A 17,498-nucleotide genomic window follows, 5' to 3' on the forward strand; every position below is an offset into this window, starting at 1 on the left:
AGTATGGGTATATTTCTTCAAGCAGATAGCTTAGCTATCGCTAATCAAGTTTTAACAGAAGACGCGCAACCAGCAGAACAAACACTTTCAATTTGGGAATTGTTAACTAGTGGTGGTATTGGTGGTCAGGCAATCATTTTAGTTTTATTCATATTATTATTTTTAGCACTTTTTCTTTATTTTGAAAGACTAATGGCTATAAATAAAGCTAGCAAAATAGATTCTAGCTTTATGAATAACATAAAAATGAACATCATGTCTGGAAAAATTGACTCAGCTAAAATGCTTTGCGCACAAACTGATTCACCTGTTGCAAGACTGATTGAAAAAGGAATTTCTAGAATTGGGAAACCGCTTGAAGACATAAATACTGCAATAGAGAACGCTGGTAACTTAGAACTATACAAGCTAGAAAAAAACACTAGTATGTTAGCTACCATTTCTGGTGCTGGACCAATGATTGGCTTCTTAGGAACTGTACTTGGTATGATTCTTGCTTTTCATAAAATGGCAAGTGGAGGTGGACAAATTGAAGTAGGCTCTCTTGCAGAAGGAATCTACACAGCAATGACTACAACAGTCGTTGGGCTTATAGTTGGTATTGTTGCCTATATGGGATACAATCACTTAGTTGTTAAAACCAACAAAGTAGTTAACCAGATGGAAGGAAATGTAGTTGAGTTTTTAGATCTATTAAATGAACCAGTATAATGAAGTTAGGCAAAAATAAAAATAAAGTATCTACAGAATTCAACATGTCATCCATGACTGATATTGTATTCTTATTATTGATATTCTTTATGCTTACTTCTACTATGGTTACAACTAATGCTCTCGATTTAGTTTTACCTAAAGGAAAAGGAAAAACAGACAGCAACAAAAGCATTTCCGTAAGTATAGATCAAGACCTAGTATTTTATATTGACAAAGATAAAATTGACGAATTACAACTTGAAACACAATTACTGGCTTTGATGGCGAACGCTGAAAACAAAGCAATTGTATTAAGAGCTGAAAAATCCGTACCACATGAAAAAGTAGTATACGTTATGGATATTGCTTACAGAAATGGTATTAAAATGGTGGTAGCAGTTAGTCCAAAATAAAAATAAAACAATGAAATTATTAGAAACTCCAGAAGAAAAAAAATCATTTGTAATATCAAGTGTAATACTTCTAGTTATATTACTCATTTGTATTTTCTTTGGATTAACTTCATTAAACCCACCACCTGAAAACGGTATAGCAATAAATTTTGGAACAAGTGATGTAGGCCAAGGAGAAATCCAGCCTACAGAACCTGTCCAATCTGCACCACAAAATTCACAGTCTCAACCAGAGACAACACAAGACGAAGATATTCTTACTGACGACAACGAATCACCTGTTGTTGTGCAACCTAAAAAAACACCTACAAAGCCAAAAGAACCTACAGAAACAAAACCCGTAACTAAACCAACACCCAAACCATCACAACAAACCAATAGCGCCTTAAACAGCATATTAAACGGACAACCTACTGAAGGGTCTGCACAAGGCGGACATGGTGATGACGGACTTGCTGGCGATAAAGGTGATCCTAATGGTAGTATTTATGCGAATAGCTTCTATGGAAATGGCACTGGAAACGGGACAGGTTCTGGAAACGGTACAGGTTGGGGATTAGCTGGTCGTAAATTATCTGGCAACACAAAAAAAGTACAAGATTGTAACGAATCTGGAACTGTAGTTGTTAAAATATGGGTAAACAGAAGCGGAAATGTTATTCGAGCAGAACGCTCACAAGGAACAACAAACACTAATCCATGTCTTGTAAAACCCGCACTAGAAACTGCCAAAACTTTCAAATGGCAACCTGATTCTAATGCCCCAGAAACTCAAATTGGATTTGTAGTTATCAACTTCAAATTAGGAGAATAATTTATACATGATGCCTTATGAATTACAAAGAAACAACTGAATGGCTTTTCAGTCAACTTCCTATGTTTCAAAACCAAGGAGCAATAGCTTATAAAAATGATTTATCTAATATTACACTGTTAGATGATCATTTAAACAATCCTCACAAAAATTTCAAAACCATTCACGTAGCGGGAACTAACGGAAAAGGCTCCACATCGTCATTATTAGCATCCGTACTACAAGAATCTGGGCTAAAGGTCGGATTATACACTTCTCCACACTTAAAAGACTTCAGAGAACGTATAAAAATAAACAGCGAATTCATTTCTGAAAAGTTTGTAATTGATTTTGTAGCTAACAACAAATCGTTTTTCGAATCTAACAGCCTTAGTTTTTTTGAAATGACAGTAGGAATGGCTTTTCAGTACTTCGCATCAGAGAAAGTAGATATCGCTGTTATTGAAGCAGGAATGGGAGGAAGATTAGACGCTACAAACATTATTACACCGTTATTAAGCGTAATAACAAACATCGGATTAGACCACACACAGTTCTTAGGAAATACACTTGAAGAAATTGCATTCGAAAAAGGCGGCATCATAAAAGAAACTACACCTGTAATAATTGGCGAAAGCACACAAAAAACTAAATCAGTATTCAACAAGTTAGCTAAAGCGAATAAAGCCCCTATAGTTTATTCAGAGGATTTAATTCATGAAGAGCTACCTTGTGTGTTACTTGGCGATTATCAAACAAAAAACAAAAAAACAGTTCTAACTACTTTAAATAACTTAGAACCTTATCTAAATATAAGTAAAAAAAATATCCTTGACGGCTTCATGAATGTAATTCAAAACACAGGATTGCTTGGAAGATGGCAAGTTTTAAACCAAGAGCCAAAAACAGTTTGCGACACAGCGCACAACTATCACGGCTTAAAAATTGTCTTAAACCAATTAAAAAACCAAAAATATAATAATTTACATATCATTCTAGGTTTCGTTAATGACAAAGATATTGACTCTGTTTTGCAATTATTTCCAAAAAATGCAAAATATTATTTTTGCAAACCAAATAATTTTAGAGGATTAGACGCATCCATTTTAGAACAAAAAGCCAACAAATATTTCTTAAAAGGAAACACATACAACTCAGTTACAGAAGCTTATAATTCCGCAAAAAGTGAAGCGGCAAACAACGACTTTATCTACATTGGAGGTAGCAATTTTATTGTTGCAGAAATTTTATAATTTTTTTCACGAAAAGTTTGCAGATATAAATAATCCTTGTATATTTGCACTCGCAATACGGAAGTAACCGCAAGCAAACAAAATAGGGCGATTAGCTCAGCTGGTTCAGAGCACCTCGTTTACACCGAGGGGGTCGGGGGTTCGAACCCCTCATCGCCCACCAAATTAAATCCTACAGAAATGTAGGATTTTTTATTTTAAAACAATTCCTGTTAAATTCTACTAACATTATTTTAATCAACTATAAAACAACTACTGCTAGTATTAATTACGAAAGTGAAAACAAAATATTTTTTTTAAAAAAATAGAGTGTATAAAAAAAGGAAGCCTTTCAGCTTCCTTTTTTAAGTTTAGATAAATAAAATTAATCCCAATACTTTTCTTATTTAACTAACTCAATAGTATTTCAACAGTATTTTACTTATGAATCCAATTCCCAGCTGAACTCACAAACAATTTTTTATCCGCACCTTCTATAACAACCTCAAGTTTGTATTCTTCTTTAGTATTGATAAATGCTTTAACCAATTTACCATCTGGATATGCTTTTTTAAAAGCACTATACACTACTTGTGGTAATGTTTCCAAACTAACCTCAGAAAATTTTTCCCTAACAATACTTGATTCCGTTGAAAAAGACTTTACATCTACTGTTAAAAAAGTCATTAAATTACTTATTGCTATTAACGAAGTAATTAATAAAATTTTCATGCTTGTTTATATTTGTCTTAATGTTAATAGAAATAACCATGCCATTCCAAAACATTTTACAAAAATCAATAAAAATACTGATTATCAATAACTTAAAAACGATACATAAAAGCGAGTTTGTGTAAAAATGAGTAACTGTTGCTTTAAATTGGGTATTATTTACACACTTAGTGTCTTAAAAAAAATTAATCAGAGGAGAGAATTTTAAAAATCGGCTTTTCAAACAAATACCATTTCAAACGAATACCAATCTCAGTATATGTAAAACCAGCTGCTGTAGCAGAAGCTATATTACTTCTAATCCCATATAAATTAGTAGACAATCTATCTGAAAATTTATATCCTAGTTTTGCTTGCACTCTATAAGTCCATTGTTTTTCATTATCTTCTATAAACTGAAAACCAGTTGCCGCATTAACATTATAAAACAAATTTTTGTTTACTGTAACGGCTTCATCTTTTAGAAAATCAACAAAAACCTCAACTGCATTAAACTTCTCTGGACTAAAATAGTCGATAGGTACTTGGTTTTTAAAAGAAATAAATTGGTAATTAAGCCCCCCTTTTAATACAGGTTTTGCAAGAAAGTTATAATACAACGAAGTAAAGAACAAATGACGCGTGTTATCATCTGTTTGTGTTGTATAAAAATACTGTGTAAACCATCCGAATTTAATATTTGTACTTAAATTATAATTTAGATAATAATTATTAGTCACAATCTCTTTACCAATCAAATCAGAATTAAAATTCTGAATCTCTCTTTTATACCCTAACTCCAAATCCTGAAGTTTAGCTGGCTTAATTTTAAAAAAAGAATGAATCAACATTTGAGAATAGTTGGTAACTGCTTTGGCTTGCGAAACACCAATTTCGAAATTAAAATTAACTTTAGGATGGAATTTATAAACTCCTCCTCCTAAAATATCATTCGTTGTTGCATTTGTTTTTGTAACTGTATTTTCTGTTTTTCTATATTGATAAGTTGCATTCAAACTTAATTTTGTTGACAAAGGAAAAACAACTTGTGCCCTTGAAGCAATTGCCTTATTGTCTCCGTTATCAAAAGAATAGCTTAACTTCTCTTCAATATACGGTGTATGTTCTAATTTGATTTTATTTAAGAAGTTGACTGCATCATTTTGATTTTCAAATATTTTTAACGTTGTTTCAGCAGCTAGAATTGCTTTTTTAATTTCGCCAGAAGCAAAATAAGCATTCGCAATACCCAAATTCCCGTCAAAAGATGTACTGTCATTTTTTAGTATACCTTCATAATCAGCAATACTTTTCTTAAAATCACTTTTGTAAATATTCAAAGTTGCTGATAAAGCTAAAACCCAATTCTGATTTGGGTATTTTTCTAATAAAGATTTAATTTCAGATTCTGCTAGAGTGTATTTTCTATTCCAAATTAACGCTTGAACATAGCGCTCTTTAGTTTGCTTAACTATAATCGTGTCTTTTATTGAATTTGATTTTTCCAATGATTCTGACGCAATTTTTAAAGCATCTTTATCTTTATCATTTAAATGCGACAATAACGAAAGTCCATTTAAAGCAATATTTGGATTATCTTTTTCAAGAAGACTATAAACCGCTTTTCCTTTCTCAATTTGTTTAGAGATTAAATACAAATTAGCCTTATTTAGCAACGTTTCTTTGTCATTTGGAAAGTCATTCAATATTTCATTATAAAACAGCTCCGCTTCATCATAGCTTTTAGTTTTTACCTTGTCGTTTGCATAGCCTAATTTTATATATTTTCTTGAGACTAACGCACCTTTATTTCTGGGATCTATTACCAGTGCCTTGTTTACATTAACGAGTGCATTTTCAAATTCCTTTAAATTAGACAAAGTATTCGCATAACCCAAATGGGCTACAAAATTTGAAGGATTTTCATCAACTAAAGTTGTATAATATTTTTTTGCATCTGTAAACTTACTATTCCAAAGCATTGCTTCAGCATAATTCAGTTTTATTTCTAAATCATTAGGGTACTCTTTTTTCAAATCAATAAACAAAGACAATGCTTTCTCAGGTTGTTTATTTAATCCAACTGCTCGCGCATAACACAATCTGGCCGTTTTATTTTCCGGGTAAGATTCTAAAATTGTAGTGAAAAATTTTTCAGCATCTGCAAAATCACCTTTCTCAAGGTAATTAAACCCTTCAACCATATCTTGCGCAAAACAAAACCTACTTATCAATAGAAATAATAAAAAACTGCTTTTAATTCGAAACTTCATGTGTATTATTTGTATTTGTTTGTTATTGCAATTTAAGTATAATTAAACAACATTTCATCTACAGAAAAGCTTTATTCATCGAAAAACTCATGGTATTCAAAGAAATAATGATAAAATTCACACTACAACTAACAAATAAAGCAAACAACATGGCACTACAAATTAAATACAACTTAGGCGTTTTTGAAATCAACGGTTCCATAAACTCGCAAAACACAAAGTCTTTCAGAAAACATTTTGAAACACTTATAGACCAATCTAAATCTATAACAATTTCCTTATATAAAATTAAAGAAATGGATAATGTGGCAGTAAATGCAATTGCATATTTATACAAAAAAGCAACGGAGAGTAATAAAATATTTTATATAATAGGCAAACAAAATCAAAAAGTAAATTCAGTTTTCAGCGGAGAAAATTTAAATTATATTTTAAAATAATTATGTTTTTTAATAATTAAAATGTTAATTTTAGTACAAACTTTAAGTTAACATGAAATTAATTGACAGAATACTTTCGTTTGATTATAAACGCATTACGCAGGAACAGTTCTTTATGTTAACCATATTGATAGTTAATGCAGGTAATTACGCTTACAACTTACTACTTGGAAGAATTCTTGGTCCAGAACATTTTGCTGATGCTGCCATTCTAATTACACTTTTATTAGTTTTATCATTTGTTGGCATGACTTTTCAAATTGTTACAGCAAAATATGCTGTGCTTTTTGAAGATGACAAACTTCACGCTTTTATAAAATTCATTACTAAATACGCATTATTATTCGGTTTATTATTTGGCGCACTAATTATATCATTCAACACCTATTTACAAGACCTTTTTCACACAAAAACAGCAACTATGTTTTTACTATTTGGATTAGGTATTCCTTTGTATTTTTTAATGAGTGTTAATAGAGGGATATATCAAGGGAAAAATCAATTCAATCAACTTTCCAAGACCTATACTACAGAAATGTTAAGTCGTTTATGTTTAACAATTCTTGCTATTTTACTTTTAACTGACATTCCTTCTTCTATTATTGTGTCATTAGGAATAATCATTTCATTTGTATTTGGATTATTTCCTTTTCAAAAGATGCTATTTCAAAGAACTAAATTAAAAGAAATCGACATTAACAAAAAGGCAATTATCACCTTCTTCTCTTTAACTGCTTTTTACGAATTAACTCAAATCATAATAAACAATAGCGACATTATTCTTGTTAAACATTTCTTTGACGATACAAATGCTGGCTTATATGCCTCCCTGGCACTAATTGGTAGAGTTGTATATTTTGTAGCATGGATGTTTGTAATGTTACTACTTCCTAAAGTTATACAAATGAAGAAAGAAGGCAAAGACACATTACCTATTTTAATGAAATATGTTACATACATTGGTATATTATCGACAGGAATTGTTTGCTTCACAGCTCTTTTCCCTGAGTTTGTCGTTAAAGTTATGTTTGGAAATGCTTATGTTTCAATAGCTGTACTTCTTTGGAAATACGCATTAGCAACTTCTCTTTTTGCTATTGCCAATATTTTTGCTTATTATTTCTTATCAATAAATCAATATTTTCCAGTAATTGTCTCTGCCATCTTAGGATGTACACAAATATTTCTTATTATTGCATATCATGATACATTAGAACAAGTTGTTCACATGCAAATTATTGCAATGATGATTCTATTGTTTTTTCAATTGTTTTATTTCTTTTTTCAAAATAGAAAAGCTACTGCTAATAACCAGCTTAAATAATAGAAAATTAAAAATAGACATATGAAAGTAGCTGTTGTAACTGCATTCCCTCCAAGTAAAGTAACATTAAATGAATACGGATATCATTTAGTTAAAAATTTTGTTTTAAAAGACGAAGTCGAAGAATTAATTTTAATATCCGACAAAACTTCTGAGACTAAACAGTTAGATTTCGAGAAAAGTGATAAAGTAAAAGTTTGTGACAGTTGGACATTTAACAGCTATCTCAGTTGTTTCTCAATCATTAAAACAGTCTTAAAAGAAAAACCAGACGCTATTCTTTTTAATCTTCAATTTATGAAATTTGGAGATAAAAAAATCCCAGCAGCTTTAGGCTTAATGATACCAATGACATTACGCATCTTAGGCTATAAAAATATAGTATTGCTTCATAATATTTTAGAACAAGTAGATTTAGACAGTGCTGGATTTACTTCAAACAAACTTGCACAAAAAATCTATAATTTTATAGGAACAACACTAACACGATTTCTATTAAAAGCAGACAAAGTCGCTGTTACGATAAGCAAATATGTTACTGTTCTAGAAGAGAAATACAAAGCAAAAAATATCGTTCTAATTCCTCATGGGACTTTTGAAACACCAAAAGTTATTAATTTTGATTTAAAACCTGGTCCTAAACAAGTAATGGCATTTGGAAAATTTGGTACTTATAAAAAAGTTGAAATTTTAATTGAAGCGGTTGAAATAATTAGAAGAAAAAACAAAGAACCAATAGAAATAGTAATTGCAGGGACAGACAGTCCGAATACACCTGGTTATTTAGAAACAATTAAAGAAAAATATGCTGACGTAAAAGGACTAATATTTACTGGTTATGTTGAAGAGAACGATGTTGAAAGAATATTTAACGAAAGTACTGTTGTTGTTTTTCCATACACATCTACAACAGGAAGCTCTGGTGTATTACACCAAGCTGGAAGCTATGGAAAAGCAGTTATTATGCCCGATTTAGGAGACTTGAGTTTATTAGTTAAAGAAGAAGGTTACGCAGGAGAATTTTTTAATCCAGAAAGTGCCGATTCTTTAGCCAAAGCAATAGCAACAATATTTAATGACGATGATTATAGACGAAAAATTGCGATGAAAAACTTCAAAGCAGCATCTGCTTTATCCATGGATAAAATTGTGGATCTATATATTAGTCATTTTAAAGACATTGGAGTAAAGTAATATCTTAGTTCGATATATATTTAAAAGCTTCTTTTGGTTTTCCGTTAACGTCTATAAAACCGAATTTTTTTTGCTTTTGCTTTTGCCAAGGCCATCGCCCTACAACAGCATTAGGCACATTTGGAAAATCATATAAAGTCCAAGAAACGAATGCAAGATTATTCTTTTTAAAAGTATCTTGCATTTTTTTATGATAATTAGCTTGATCATTAACATTATTTCCAAACCAATTCCAAAAACCTTTATAGGATTCTAGACCAAACTCTTGAAGAACCACTGGTTTTTCTGTAGCTTTATCTAAAGCAGTAAACTCTTGTTGAAATTGTTCAATCGGATTGTAAAAATGATAGGAAACAAAATCTATTTCATCTTCTAAGTTCATTGCCGATTCTGAATTTGACCAACCAATAGTGATTAAATGATTTGGATCGTTTTCTTTAACCACATTTATAGTTTGAGACAGCCAATTAATTACGTTTTCTTTTCCTCTGGACTCAAAATCTAAATTAGGTTCATTTTTAATATCCCAAGCCAAAATTGCTTTATGATCTTTAAAATGAGAAACAATTTTTTCTGCATGTCTATGCGTCAATGTCCAACTATTTAAAGAATAATCACCATAAAAATCGAATAAAGTAACAATTACAGCTAATTCTTTTTTTTCTGCTAAATCAAGTAAAATTTCTAATTTTTCTAACTTTTCAATAGAAACATCTGCTTTTCCAAAATCTTCATATTGAAGAAAAACACGAATAGTATTCAAATTAGCACTTTTAATAATATCAAAATCTTTAGAAATAGTATCAGTGTTAAATTTGACACCAAAAGTATCCCAAGCAGAATTTTTAGGGTAATAATTAATTCCTTTTACTAAAAAATCGACACTATCCTTCATTATTTTCTTACCAGAAACGCTATAAATACCTTTCGATTTTTTCGGTATACTATCAAAGTCTTCTTTATCCATCTTTAGCAAATGTCTAACCCTCCAAAAGCCATCTTCTAACAACATTAATACTTTATACGTTGCTGTGTCTTGAACGGTTGCAATTAACTTTTCATTTTTAAATACTTTCTGAAACTCAATTACATTTTTATCTGTGAATACTATTTGCTGACCATCTTCACTATAAAATTCTAATTTAGGATTATGTTTTAAAGTCGTACTCTCTATTGAAATATTATTCTGTTTATTATAAACAATAGTGCTCTTTAAATTTATTCTAGTATTTTGAGTATAAAAATCGTCAATTCCAGTACTATCATTATTTTGAAATGCATTATTTTTAATGTACCAAGCAAAAAGATAATCACGTTCAATCTTATTCAAGGTATTTTTCTCCATTTCTCTCGCAGGATTTTCAAGCGAAATCCAATTCACCTTTGGCAAATAGGTTGAAACTGTTTCTTTCTCTAAATGAAGCATTGTTGAACGATCTGCTCCAGAATTTAAATATTCTAATATTCTACTTATCCCTAGAAGCAATAAAATATTGAGTCCAATAAATGAAACAATAAGTATAGTTCTATATATGTTTTTATTATTTATTAAGCTCATATTTTATAATTTCAGTTTTTTGGGTAATTCCTAAAGTGGTAATCTCGAATTGATAACTATTTTCTTTATAAAATTCTGAAGAAATAGTAAATGTGGCAATACCTTTTGATGTATCTTCTTGTAAAGTCTTTATTAACTTATCTTTATGATAGATATTTACAACTACTTTAATACCATCGGAAACTAATTGCTGCATAAAGCTTTTAATTGGGCCAACAACAATAGTCCTGTTATCATTAATAAGCTTAATATCAAACGATTTAATGATCGGTTTATAATCAATTAAAATACTATTACTTTCTGCCATTCCAGTAACATATCCTTTTATTTTATAGGTTTCAACATGATCTGGATGCAATATTTGTCCTTTAGCAATTCCGTTAATAGTTGTTCCGTAGCTCTTTAACACCATATCCTCACTAGTTGTTATGTGAAAACTAACAAAAGTTCCGTCACTAACAATGTTGTTATATTTATCTGTAATTACCGAAGTAAATAGCGTTGTAATTTGGTTTCCATCTGCGAATTCATGATTTCTAGAATAATCAATTTTAAAATCGGTTGCTATTGATGGATAAATCTCTGTCTCAATCTCTTTAGTTGTTGTACTATCACAACGACTAGAAACCAATAATTTTCCCGATTTAGTAGGTGCGTATATATTCTTCCAAACAATAAAATCTTTTGTTTGTTTAGTAATAGTGGTGATTGAATTTAAAAACTGATATTTAATTTCAACCTTTGAATTCTCACTTTTTGGGTTGTCATAATTATCTGTAGGAACAACCACCAGCATTGTGAAATGATCATTACCCGTCAAAATTGTTCTTGGGCCAAGGTAATTCTCAATACGTGTTGGAGTTCTATCATTTGGTAAAATACGAAACTCACCTTTTAATTTTTGGGTAGATTCATAAATTAAATACCAAGAAACTATACCTGTTTTTTTGCTAAACAGTTCAGGAATCTTAAAAACTGCTTTATCATTTTCAAATTCAGGATGTAAAACTGTTTTACTGTAGGAATGGATCAGAAACAACTCTAAGTCTTCAACTTTTTTATCCATATCGAACCTTAACTCCATAGGCTCTCCTGCTACATAAGAAGAGTCTTTTGTCACTAAATAAAATTCAACCGTTTTCTCCTCGCTAATGACAACTTGTTTAAAAGCAATCAAAACGAAGAAAAAACAAAAGCACAACAAAATGATTCTCTTTTTCATTATTTTGGATTTCCTATGTAGTTATTCACTTCAATTTTAATGTAATCAAATCCTTTCCCTTTTATTTTTTGCAATTGATCTTCCGATTGATTATTTTTTCTATTAGGAACAATTGCTGCTGCCAAATTCCCATTAGGTAAACCATTCACAAAGCAGTTTTCTAATGATGATTTTAAAATAACACAATTAGTTAAATCTAACAAATCATACGTAAAATACTGTTTTCTTTGCACTCTTACTCCTTCCGATAAAAAATAATGATCTACATATATCAATTCTTTGTTCTTATTATAATAAGAAATTAATAATTCAGGAATAGTTACTTCTTGGATTCCAAAATTAAACAAAGTTCCTTTTAATTGATTACCATTTAAATATAGATCTGAGAATGACACTTGTGTATATAAATCAGTAATAGCAACGTTTCCAGCAGCTTGAATATCGAATGTTTTTGGTATTTCTTCAATTTCTAGTGGTGTAAATTCATCTGGATTAAATGTTGTGGGCTTAACATCTGTATTTTTTAACCAAGCAATATCTTCAAAATTCACTCTAAAACTTGTAATTTCTTTAGGCATTAATTTATGTTTAATTACATATTTTGAGTTATGAGAAGCTAATTTCTTATCATTTTCATTATACAAAGTAGCTTTTAAAATTACATCTGCAGGAGAGTTATCAATATTTTGAAGTTCACCAATAATTATATATTCATTATTTTGTTTTATTAATGTTGCATTTAGAATTTCTAACTCTGGTTGTTTTAAAACATCATCGTGATAGGTTTGTTGTGTGGTTATTTTTCTTCGGCCATGTTTAAAAAATTCAGTTCCACTATTAGAAATAAATTGATCTGGAGGAATATCTAAATCTAATTTTGAAGGTAAAATATACCATTTTCCTTTTCTTTTAATAACTTCATGTCGATATTCTTTTTCAATAATTTCCAAAGGAGTAATCCATTTGGTATTCGCTACCAAAAGTGCTCTTTCTTTTGTTTTCTTAACAACTCTCACATCAATAGAATCCAACTTCGCATAAGAATTTAATACACCATCTAAAACAGCTATTTCAAGCATATACTGAGACAAACCTAAGTTACTATGAGGATCTATATAAGAATGAGCCTTTTCATAAAATTTAAAATCTAAAGCATCATAATAGGATTTAACTACATTTTTAGGAGTTAATTGAGCCGTATTATAAACATAGAATTGATAGAGGAAATAGCTAATAATACTCAAGATAAAAACAATCCAAATATGAAGAAGTGGCACTAATTTTTCTCTAAATTTATTATACGGAATACTAAACTTAAAGAAATCTGGTTTTGCTATTTCTTTTAATTTCAAAGCTTGATAAAAAATCATTTGAACATTAAGCACAAAAGCAACAATAACTGTTAGAAAAGGAATTATTCCCCACATTAATTTTTGAAATATTGGAACGTCTTCCTTAGGTAATATCTTAGATAATGGAGCAACATTTAATTTTTCCCAAACCATAATTCCATTCTCTAGTTGTGTCAATCGATGCCAACCACAGAAATACAATATAGGATCATAAAATTTATCATTTGAAAAAACATATTTAAGATTATATTTTTCAGGCACAGTTAAAAATTGCTGCAAAGAACCAATCCCTTCTAACCCTCTAAACTTAGAATTCTCCAAGCGCTCAACAGCCCTAGAAGTAAGTTCTGGTAATCTCCTTGCAGAATGATAATTTCCATCAACCGTCATTGCTTTGGTTTGAGAAGACAAAACAGCCATTTGATCACCAAAACCTAAAGGCAAATACCTCCATTGATCATGCTGATCTTGATTAAGAAAATTTACAATTGGAAGAAAGTTAATTTTTTGAGGCTGAAATGGCCTAAAATAACCTAATGTAATTGTAAAAATAGCAATAAAAAGAAAGGAACCTGCAAAAAGTGCACCTAAAATCCGATGATATATGGAGCCAAATTTCCTTTGAATTAGTAATTTCAAATCGCCTTCTACAAATCGATACATGAATTCTCCAAAAATTGGCAAACTCATTATTGAAGCCCATAGCGTAAACCTATCTAATGTTAAAATATTAAATGCATTTTCTCCAAGTATTTTTATAGGAATTGAAGTAGTTCCGCCAGTTCCTAAAACAGACAATAAACTGATTGATAAGCCAAAGAAAATATACCTTCTACTATAATATCGATATAAAATATATGGAAAAATAAAGAGCAGAATACCCCAAGGAATAACAAAAAACATTAAACCTGAAGACGTAACCTCAAGAAAGTTATCCCTGCTCCCATGAGGAATAGGAACTTGAGTTATAGGATTTTTTTTTGAATTAATCCAATATGGGAGAATACAAAAAACAATAAGAAACAAAGAAGACATTCCAAAAACAACTATCCTTTTAAAAAGTTTAAAAAAAGTTTGAAGAAATAATTTAAACGTTATTCTTTTAAATGAAACAACTTCTTCACAGGCTGTATCCATTATTACTGTTCCAATTAGTGGAAAAATAAAAAAGACCATTCCAAAAATTGGTGTAACGTGATGCGAAGTAACTGTTACTGCCAATAACGATAATGAAGTAAATAAATATTTTCTTAAACCTGTTTTAATCCAAAGATAAATTTCAGGAATAGAGTGCATTAAAATTGAAACACCAACTATACTCGGTAACTGACCAAAAATATGTAACGTTTCAACAAATGAAGACGAAAAAACTGCAACCAAAGCGGCATAACCAGCAACCGTTCTATTGCCTGTAATTGCAACAGTATAGCGAAACACTCCTGTAATAAACAAAACTATTCCAATAATTGCAACAGTAAAAAGCCCGAATTTCAAACCACCAATCAAAGAAAGCACGCCAATAGTTTGATGTACTAAAGGTGGATATCCCATTACAGTAAATCCTGTATACCAACTATAATTCCAAGGCTCAAACCAACTATTTGCATAATGATTTGCGAAGAACATATGAATTAAAGCATCATAAGTTTCTTCAATAGTGAAAAAAATAGCACTCGAATGAAATACAACACCAACAAGTAAGGCTACAATTAGATATTTATTAGATTTTTCGTTCACAGCAATAATCTCATTTCTGAAGGTTTATGTAAATATAATAATACAAGCAGTATTTATTGTTTAAAGCACAAAACAAATCACAAATATTTGTCAACAATAATAAACTTTAACAATTATTACAGAAAAATTGTAACATAATATCAAATACAATTTATAATATTGTATTAAATGAGTTTATATGTTAAAAGATACCCTTTAAGATAAAATTCAAGAAAACATAGTAATTAAAACAACATTTACATGACTATATTTTATCTCTTACAAGAAAATTCGTTTGGATTATTTGCATTATGTTCTTTTTATTAATTAAGTAATTTTATAATACTATCAAAAATTACAATCCTTTATCTTAACTAATTTAACCTAATAATCCCATGAAAGTCTTAATTGTAGATGACCAAACCCTAGTTCTTTTATCGCTTAAAAAATGGCTTACAGACCTTGGCTACGAAGTTCAAACTGCTAGCAATGTTGTTGATGCCATTACAGAATATGACAAGTTCTTACCAAACCTTGTCATAACCGACATGAATATGCCTATTATGGATGATTCTAATTACTCTTACAACCAAGACGCATTTATAGAAGATGCACCAGGTTTAGAAATAGTAAAACATATTAAAAAAGAAAACAACGATAATATTCCAGTAATGTTTCTTTCAGGAAATACTACAGAAGATATAATTTCAAGAGGTTTTGAGTTAGGAGCCGTAGACTACATGAAAAAACCCGTTAGTCTTTCAGAAATTGGTGCACGAGTAAAAAGATTAATAGGAGCCGCAAAAATCTATAACACAAATGCTGTAATTGACTTAAACAATAATAGATATATACAGAAAGGCTGTGTTGGAATTGTAATTCCATGTTATAACGAAGAAAAAAGATTACTAGGTGAAGAATTCAAAACGTTTGTTAGAAAAAATTTAGGTTATCATATTTGCTTTGTTAATGATGGCAGTAAAGACAACACATTAGAAGTGCTTCATGAATTAAGAAAAGGACACGAAGACTATATTAGCATTTATAATTGCGAAAAAAACGGAGGTAAAGCAGAAGCAGTACGTTTAGGGATGCTACATTTAGCAGCTCAAAATGAATATGATTATATTGGCTTTTTAGATGCCGACTTATCAACTGATTTTGATGATTTCCAAGATTTAACTACAACTATTTTTACAACTAATTTTCAAATCGTTAGTGGGTCAAGAATGAGTAGAATGGGGGCAAACATAACTAAAGAATCTGCAAGAGCAATTATTAGTAAAACAATCAATTTTATTATTCGAAAAACTTTAGGAATGGAAATTAATGACACTCAATGTGGTGCTAAAATTATGACTAAAGAAATTATAGAACGTACTTTTCAAGATAAGTTCCTAACAAAATGGCTATTTGATGTTGAAATTTTCATGAGAATGAAAAAAGTTTATGGCTCTAAAAAAGCACAAGAATTAATTTGCGAACAACCATTAAAGAGATGGATTCATGCAGATGGTTCTAAATTATCAATGAAGGATTCTGTTAAAATTGTAGGTCAGATATTTCAAATTGCAATACACTATAGATAAAACACTTAAAGCTAGGCTCTATCTAAATAAAATAGTATCGTTTTAATAAATATTAAAAAATACAAACTACATTTGTTGTACTACTTTTATTTATATAATCATGTTTGACAATTTAAAGAAGATATTAAACGAAGATCAAGATCCAAAATCAATAGATAAAATAACAGCCAAATTGGAGAACTTGTTGATGACTAACGAAGAAATTGGATATATAGCTGTTCAAAAAAAACCAGCCGTTACAATTTTACCCGATAGTATAGTTATTACAAACAAAAGAATCATTCTATGCAAGCCTAAAAATCTAGGTCTATCAATGGATTTTATGGATTATGATTGGGATGACATTGCTGCAACATTTGTAAAAGAAGGAATTCTTGGTTCTGAATTTACTTTCTCAACAAAGTCTGAACTAACGCATACAATTGATTATCTACCAAAGAATCAAGCAAGAAAGCTATATACTTTTGCTAAAGAACAATTGGATTATATAAAAAATCCTCATTTGAAAGAAAATTCACCAGAAAATACTTCTCCTAGTATTATTGAATTTGTTTCAGAAGAGATAGTTTCAAACGACACTAAAGTTGAAGAAGAAATAATTACTGAAGAAACTCAAACAGAAGAAGTGTTTAATTTTGCTGAAATTATACCCACAGAAGTAACAAGAAGAGAAGAAGAAATTAACTATCAAGAGCCTCAAAAAAACAAAGATACGCCTGAAAGAAAACTTAGTGAATTATCTCAAGATGAATTATTTGAAAAATTACAAAATTACAAACGTCTTTTAGATAACGGACTTATACTACAAGGTGAATACGATAACCTAAAAAAAGAAATCCTAAGCTACATGTAAAGCATTTTACCATTAGAGCTAAGATGTTATAAATAATTATAGAGTAGATGGCTTCCAAAACTCCTAGAGTTAAGAAAAGGTATCTTAAAGTTATTTTTGGACATATAACAAATTAAATGGTAAATACTATTTAAA

General features: G+C 29.9%; 14 protein-coding genes and 1 tRNA gene. 10 read left to right on the top strand and 5 right to left on the bottom strand.

Going from position 1 to position 17,498, the window contains the following annotated elements; translation table 11 throughout:
* Positions 1-3 precede the first annotated feature (3 nt).
* The 5 genes from L2Z92_RS03985 (at position 4) to L2Z92_RS04005 (ending at position 3,315) form a co-directional block, all read left to right on the top strand.
* Complete coding sequence (locus L2Z92_RS03985) at positions 4-711, top strand: MotA/TolQ/ExbB proton channel family protein (RefSeq protein WP_236457558.1); 708 nt, start codon at positions 4-6, stop codon at positions 709-711.
* Complete coding sequence (locus L2Z92_RS03990; protein ID WP_236457559.1) at positions 711-1,106, top strand: ExbD/TolR family protein; 396 nt, start codon at positions 711-713, stop codon at positions 1,104-1,106. The genes L2Z92_RS03985 and L2Z92_RS03990 overlap by 1 nt, the downstream gene beginning before the upstream one ends.
* A 10-nt stretch (positions 1,107-1,116) precedes the next feature.
* Positions 1,117-1,920: an energy transducer TonB gene (locus L2Z92_RS03995; protein ID WP_236457560.1), complete on the top strand. Its 804-nt coding sequence runs from the start codon at positions 1,117-1,119 to the stop codon at positions 1,918-1,920.
* A 17-nt stretch (positions 1,921-1,937) separates the two neighbouring features.
* On the top strand, positions 1,938-3,152 hold the full coding sequence (locus L2Z92_RS04000) for a bifunctional folylpolyglutamate synthase/dihydrofolate synthase (RefSeq protein WP_236457561.1): 1,215 nt from the start codon (positions 1,938-1,940) through the stop codon (positions 3,150-3,152).
* 85 nt (positions 3,153-3,237) lie between these two features.
* A tRNA-Val gene (locus tag L2Z92_RS04005) sits at positions 3,238-3,315 on the top strand.
* Between the two features lie 254 nt (positions 3,316-3,569).
* On the opposite strand, the gene L2Z92_RS04010 is transcribed toward L2Z92_RS04005, so the two are convergent.
* Together L2Z92_RS04010 and L2Z92_RS04015 are read right to left on the bottom strand one after the other, a co-directional pair.
* The gene (locus tag L2Z92_RS04010) at positions 3,570-3,863 is read right to left on the bottom strand and encodes a hypothetical protein (protein ID WP_236457562.1); all 294 of its coding nucleotides are present in this window, start codon (positions 3,861-3,863) and stop codon (positions 3,570-3,572) included.
* Positions 3,864-4,048: 185 nt separating this feature from the next.
* On the bottom strand, positions 4,049-6,115 hold the full coding sequence (locus L2Z92_RS04015; RefSeq protein ID WP_236457563.1) for a tetratricopeptide repeat protein: 2,067 nt from the start codon (positions 6,113-6,115) through the stop codon (positions 4,049-4,051).
* A gap of 149 nt (positions 6,116-6,264) precedes the next feature.
* Between L2Z92_RS04015 and L2Z92_RS04020 the strand changes: the two genes are divergently transcribed.
* Genes L2Z92_RS04020 through L2Z92_RS04030 form a run of 3 tightly spaced genes read left to right on the top strand, consistent with a single transcriptional unit; the run spans position 6,265 to position 9,073 of the window.
* The gene (locus L2Z92_RS04020) at positions 6,265-6,555 is read left to right on the top strand and encodes an STAS domain-containing protein (protein WP_265210648.1); all 291 of its coding nucleotides are present in this window, start codon (positions 6,265-6,267) and stop codon (positions 6,553-6,555) included.
* Positions 6,556-6,607: 52 nt separating this feature from the next.
* Positions 6,608-7,879 carry an oligosaccharide flippase family protein gene (locus L2Z92_RS04025; RefSeq protein ID WP_236457565.1) on the top strand — a complete coding sequence of 424 codons (1,272 nt, stop codon included), beginning with the start codon at positions 6,608-6,610 and terminating at the stop codon, positions 7,877-7,879.
* 21 nt (positions 7,880-7,900) lie between these two features.
* Positions 7,901-9,073: a glycosyltransferase gene (locus tag L2Z92_RS04030; protein WP_236457566.1), complete on the top strand. Its 1,173-nt coding sequence runs from the start codon at positions 7,901-7,903 to the stop codon at positions 9,071-9,073.
* A 4-nt stretch (positions 9,074-9,077) separates the two neighbouring features.
* Here L2Z92_RS04030 and L2Z92_RS04035 read toward each other — a convergent pair whose 3' ends face one another.
* Genes L2Z92_RS04035 through L2Z92_RS04045 form a run of 3 tightly spaced genes read right to left on the bottom strand, consistent with a single transcriptional unit; the run spans position 9,078 to position 14,942 of the window.
* The gene (locus L2Z92_RS04035; RefSeq protein ID WP_236457567.1) at positions 9,078-10,631 is read right to left on the bottom strand and encodes a glycoside hydrolase family 5 protein; all 1,554 of its coding nucleotides are present in this window, start codon (positions 10,629-10,631) and stop codon (positions 9,078-9,080) included.
* Entirely contained in the window at positions 10,615-11,853 is a 1,239-nt protein-coding gene (locus L2Z92_RS04040) for a hypothetical protein (protein ID WP_236457568.1), read from the bottom strand. The genes L2Z92_RS04035 and L2Z92_RS04040 overlap by 17 nt, the downstream gene beginning before the upstream one ends.
* The gene (locus L2Z92_RS04045; RefSeq protein ID WP_236457569.1) at positions 11,853-14,942 is read right to left on the bottom strand and encodes a hypothetical protein; all 3,090 of its coding nucleotides are present in this window, start codon (positions 14,940-14,942) and stop codon (positions 11,853-11,855) included. The genes L2Z92_RS04040 and L2Z92_RS04045 overlap by 1 nt, the downstream gene beginning before the upstream one ends.
* 374 nt (positions 14,943-15,316) lie before the next feature.
* Between L2Z92_RS04045 and L2Z92_RS04050 the strand changes: the two genes are divergently transcribed.
* Complete coding sequence (locus tag L2Z92_RS04050; RefSeq protein ID WP_236457570.1) at positions 15,317-16,510, top strand: glycosyltransferase; 1,194 nt, start codon at positions 15,317-15,319, stop codon at positions 16,508-16,510.
* 100 nt (positions 16,511-16,610) lie between these two features.
* Positions 16,611-17,363 (top strand): PH domain-containing protein, encoded by a 753-nt coding sequence (locus tag L2Z92_RS04055; RefSeq protein WP_236457571.1) that lies wholly within the window; start codon positions 16,611-16,613, stop codon positions 17,361-17,363.
* Positions 17,364-17,498 lie beyond the last annotated feature (135 nt).

The sequence above is a fragment of the Flavobacterium jumunjinense genome, assembly GCF_021650975.2.
Taxonomy (GTDB): domain Bacteria; phylum Bacteroidota; class Bacteroidia; order Flavobacteriales; family Flavobacteriaceae; genus Flavobacterium; species Flavobacterium jumunjinense.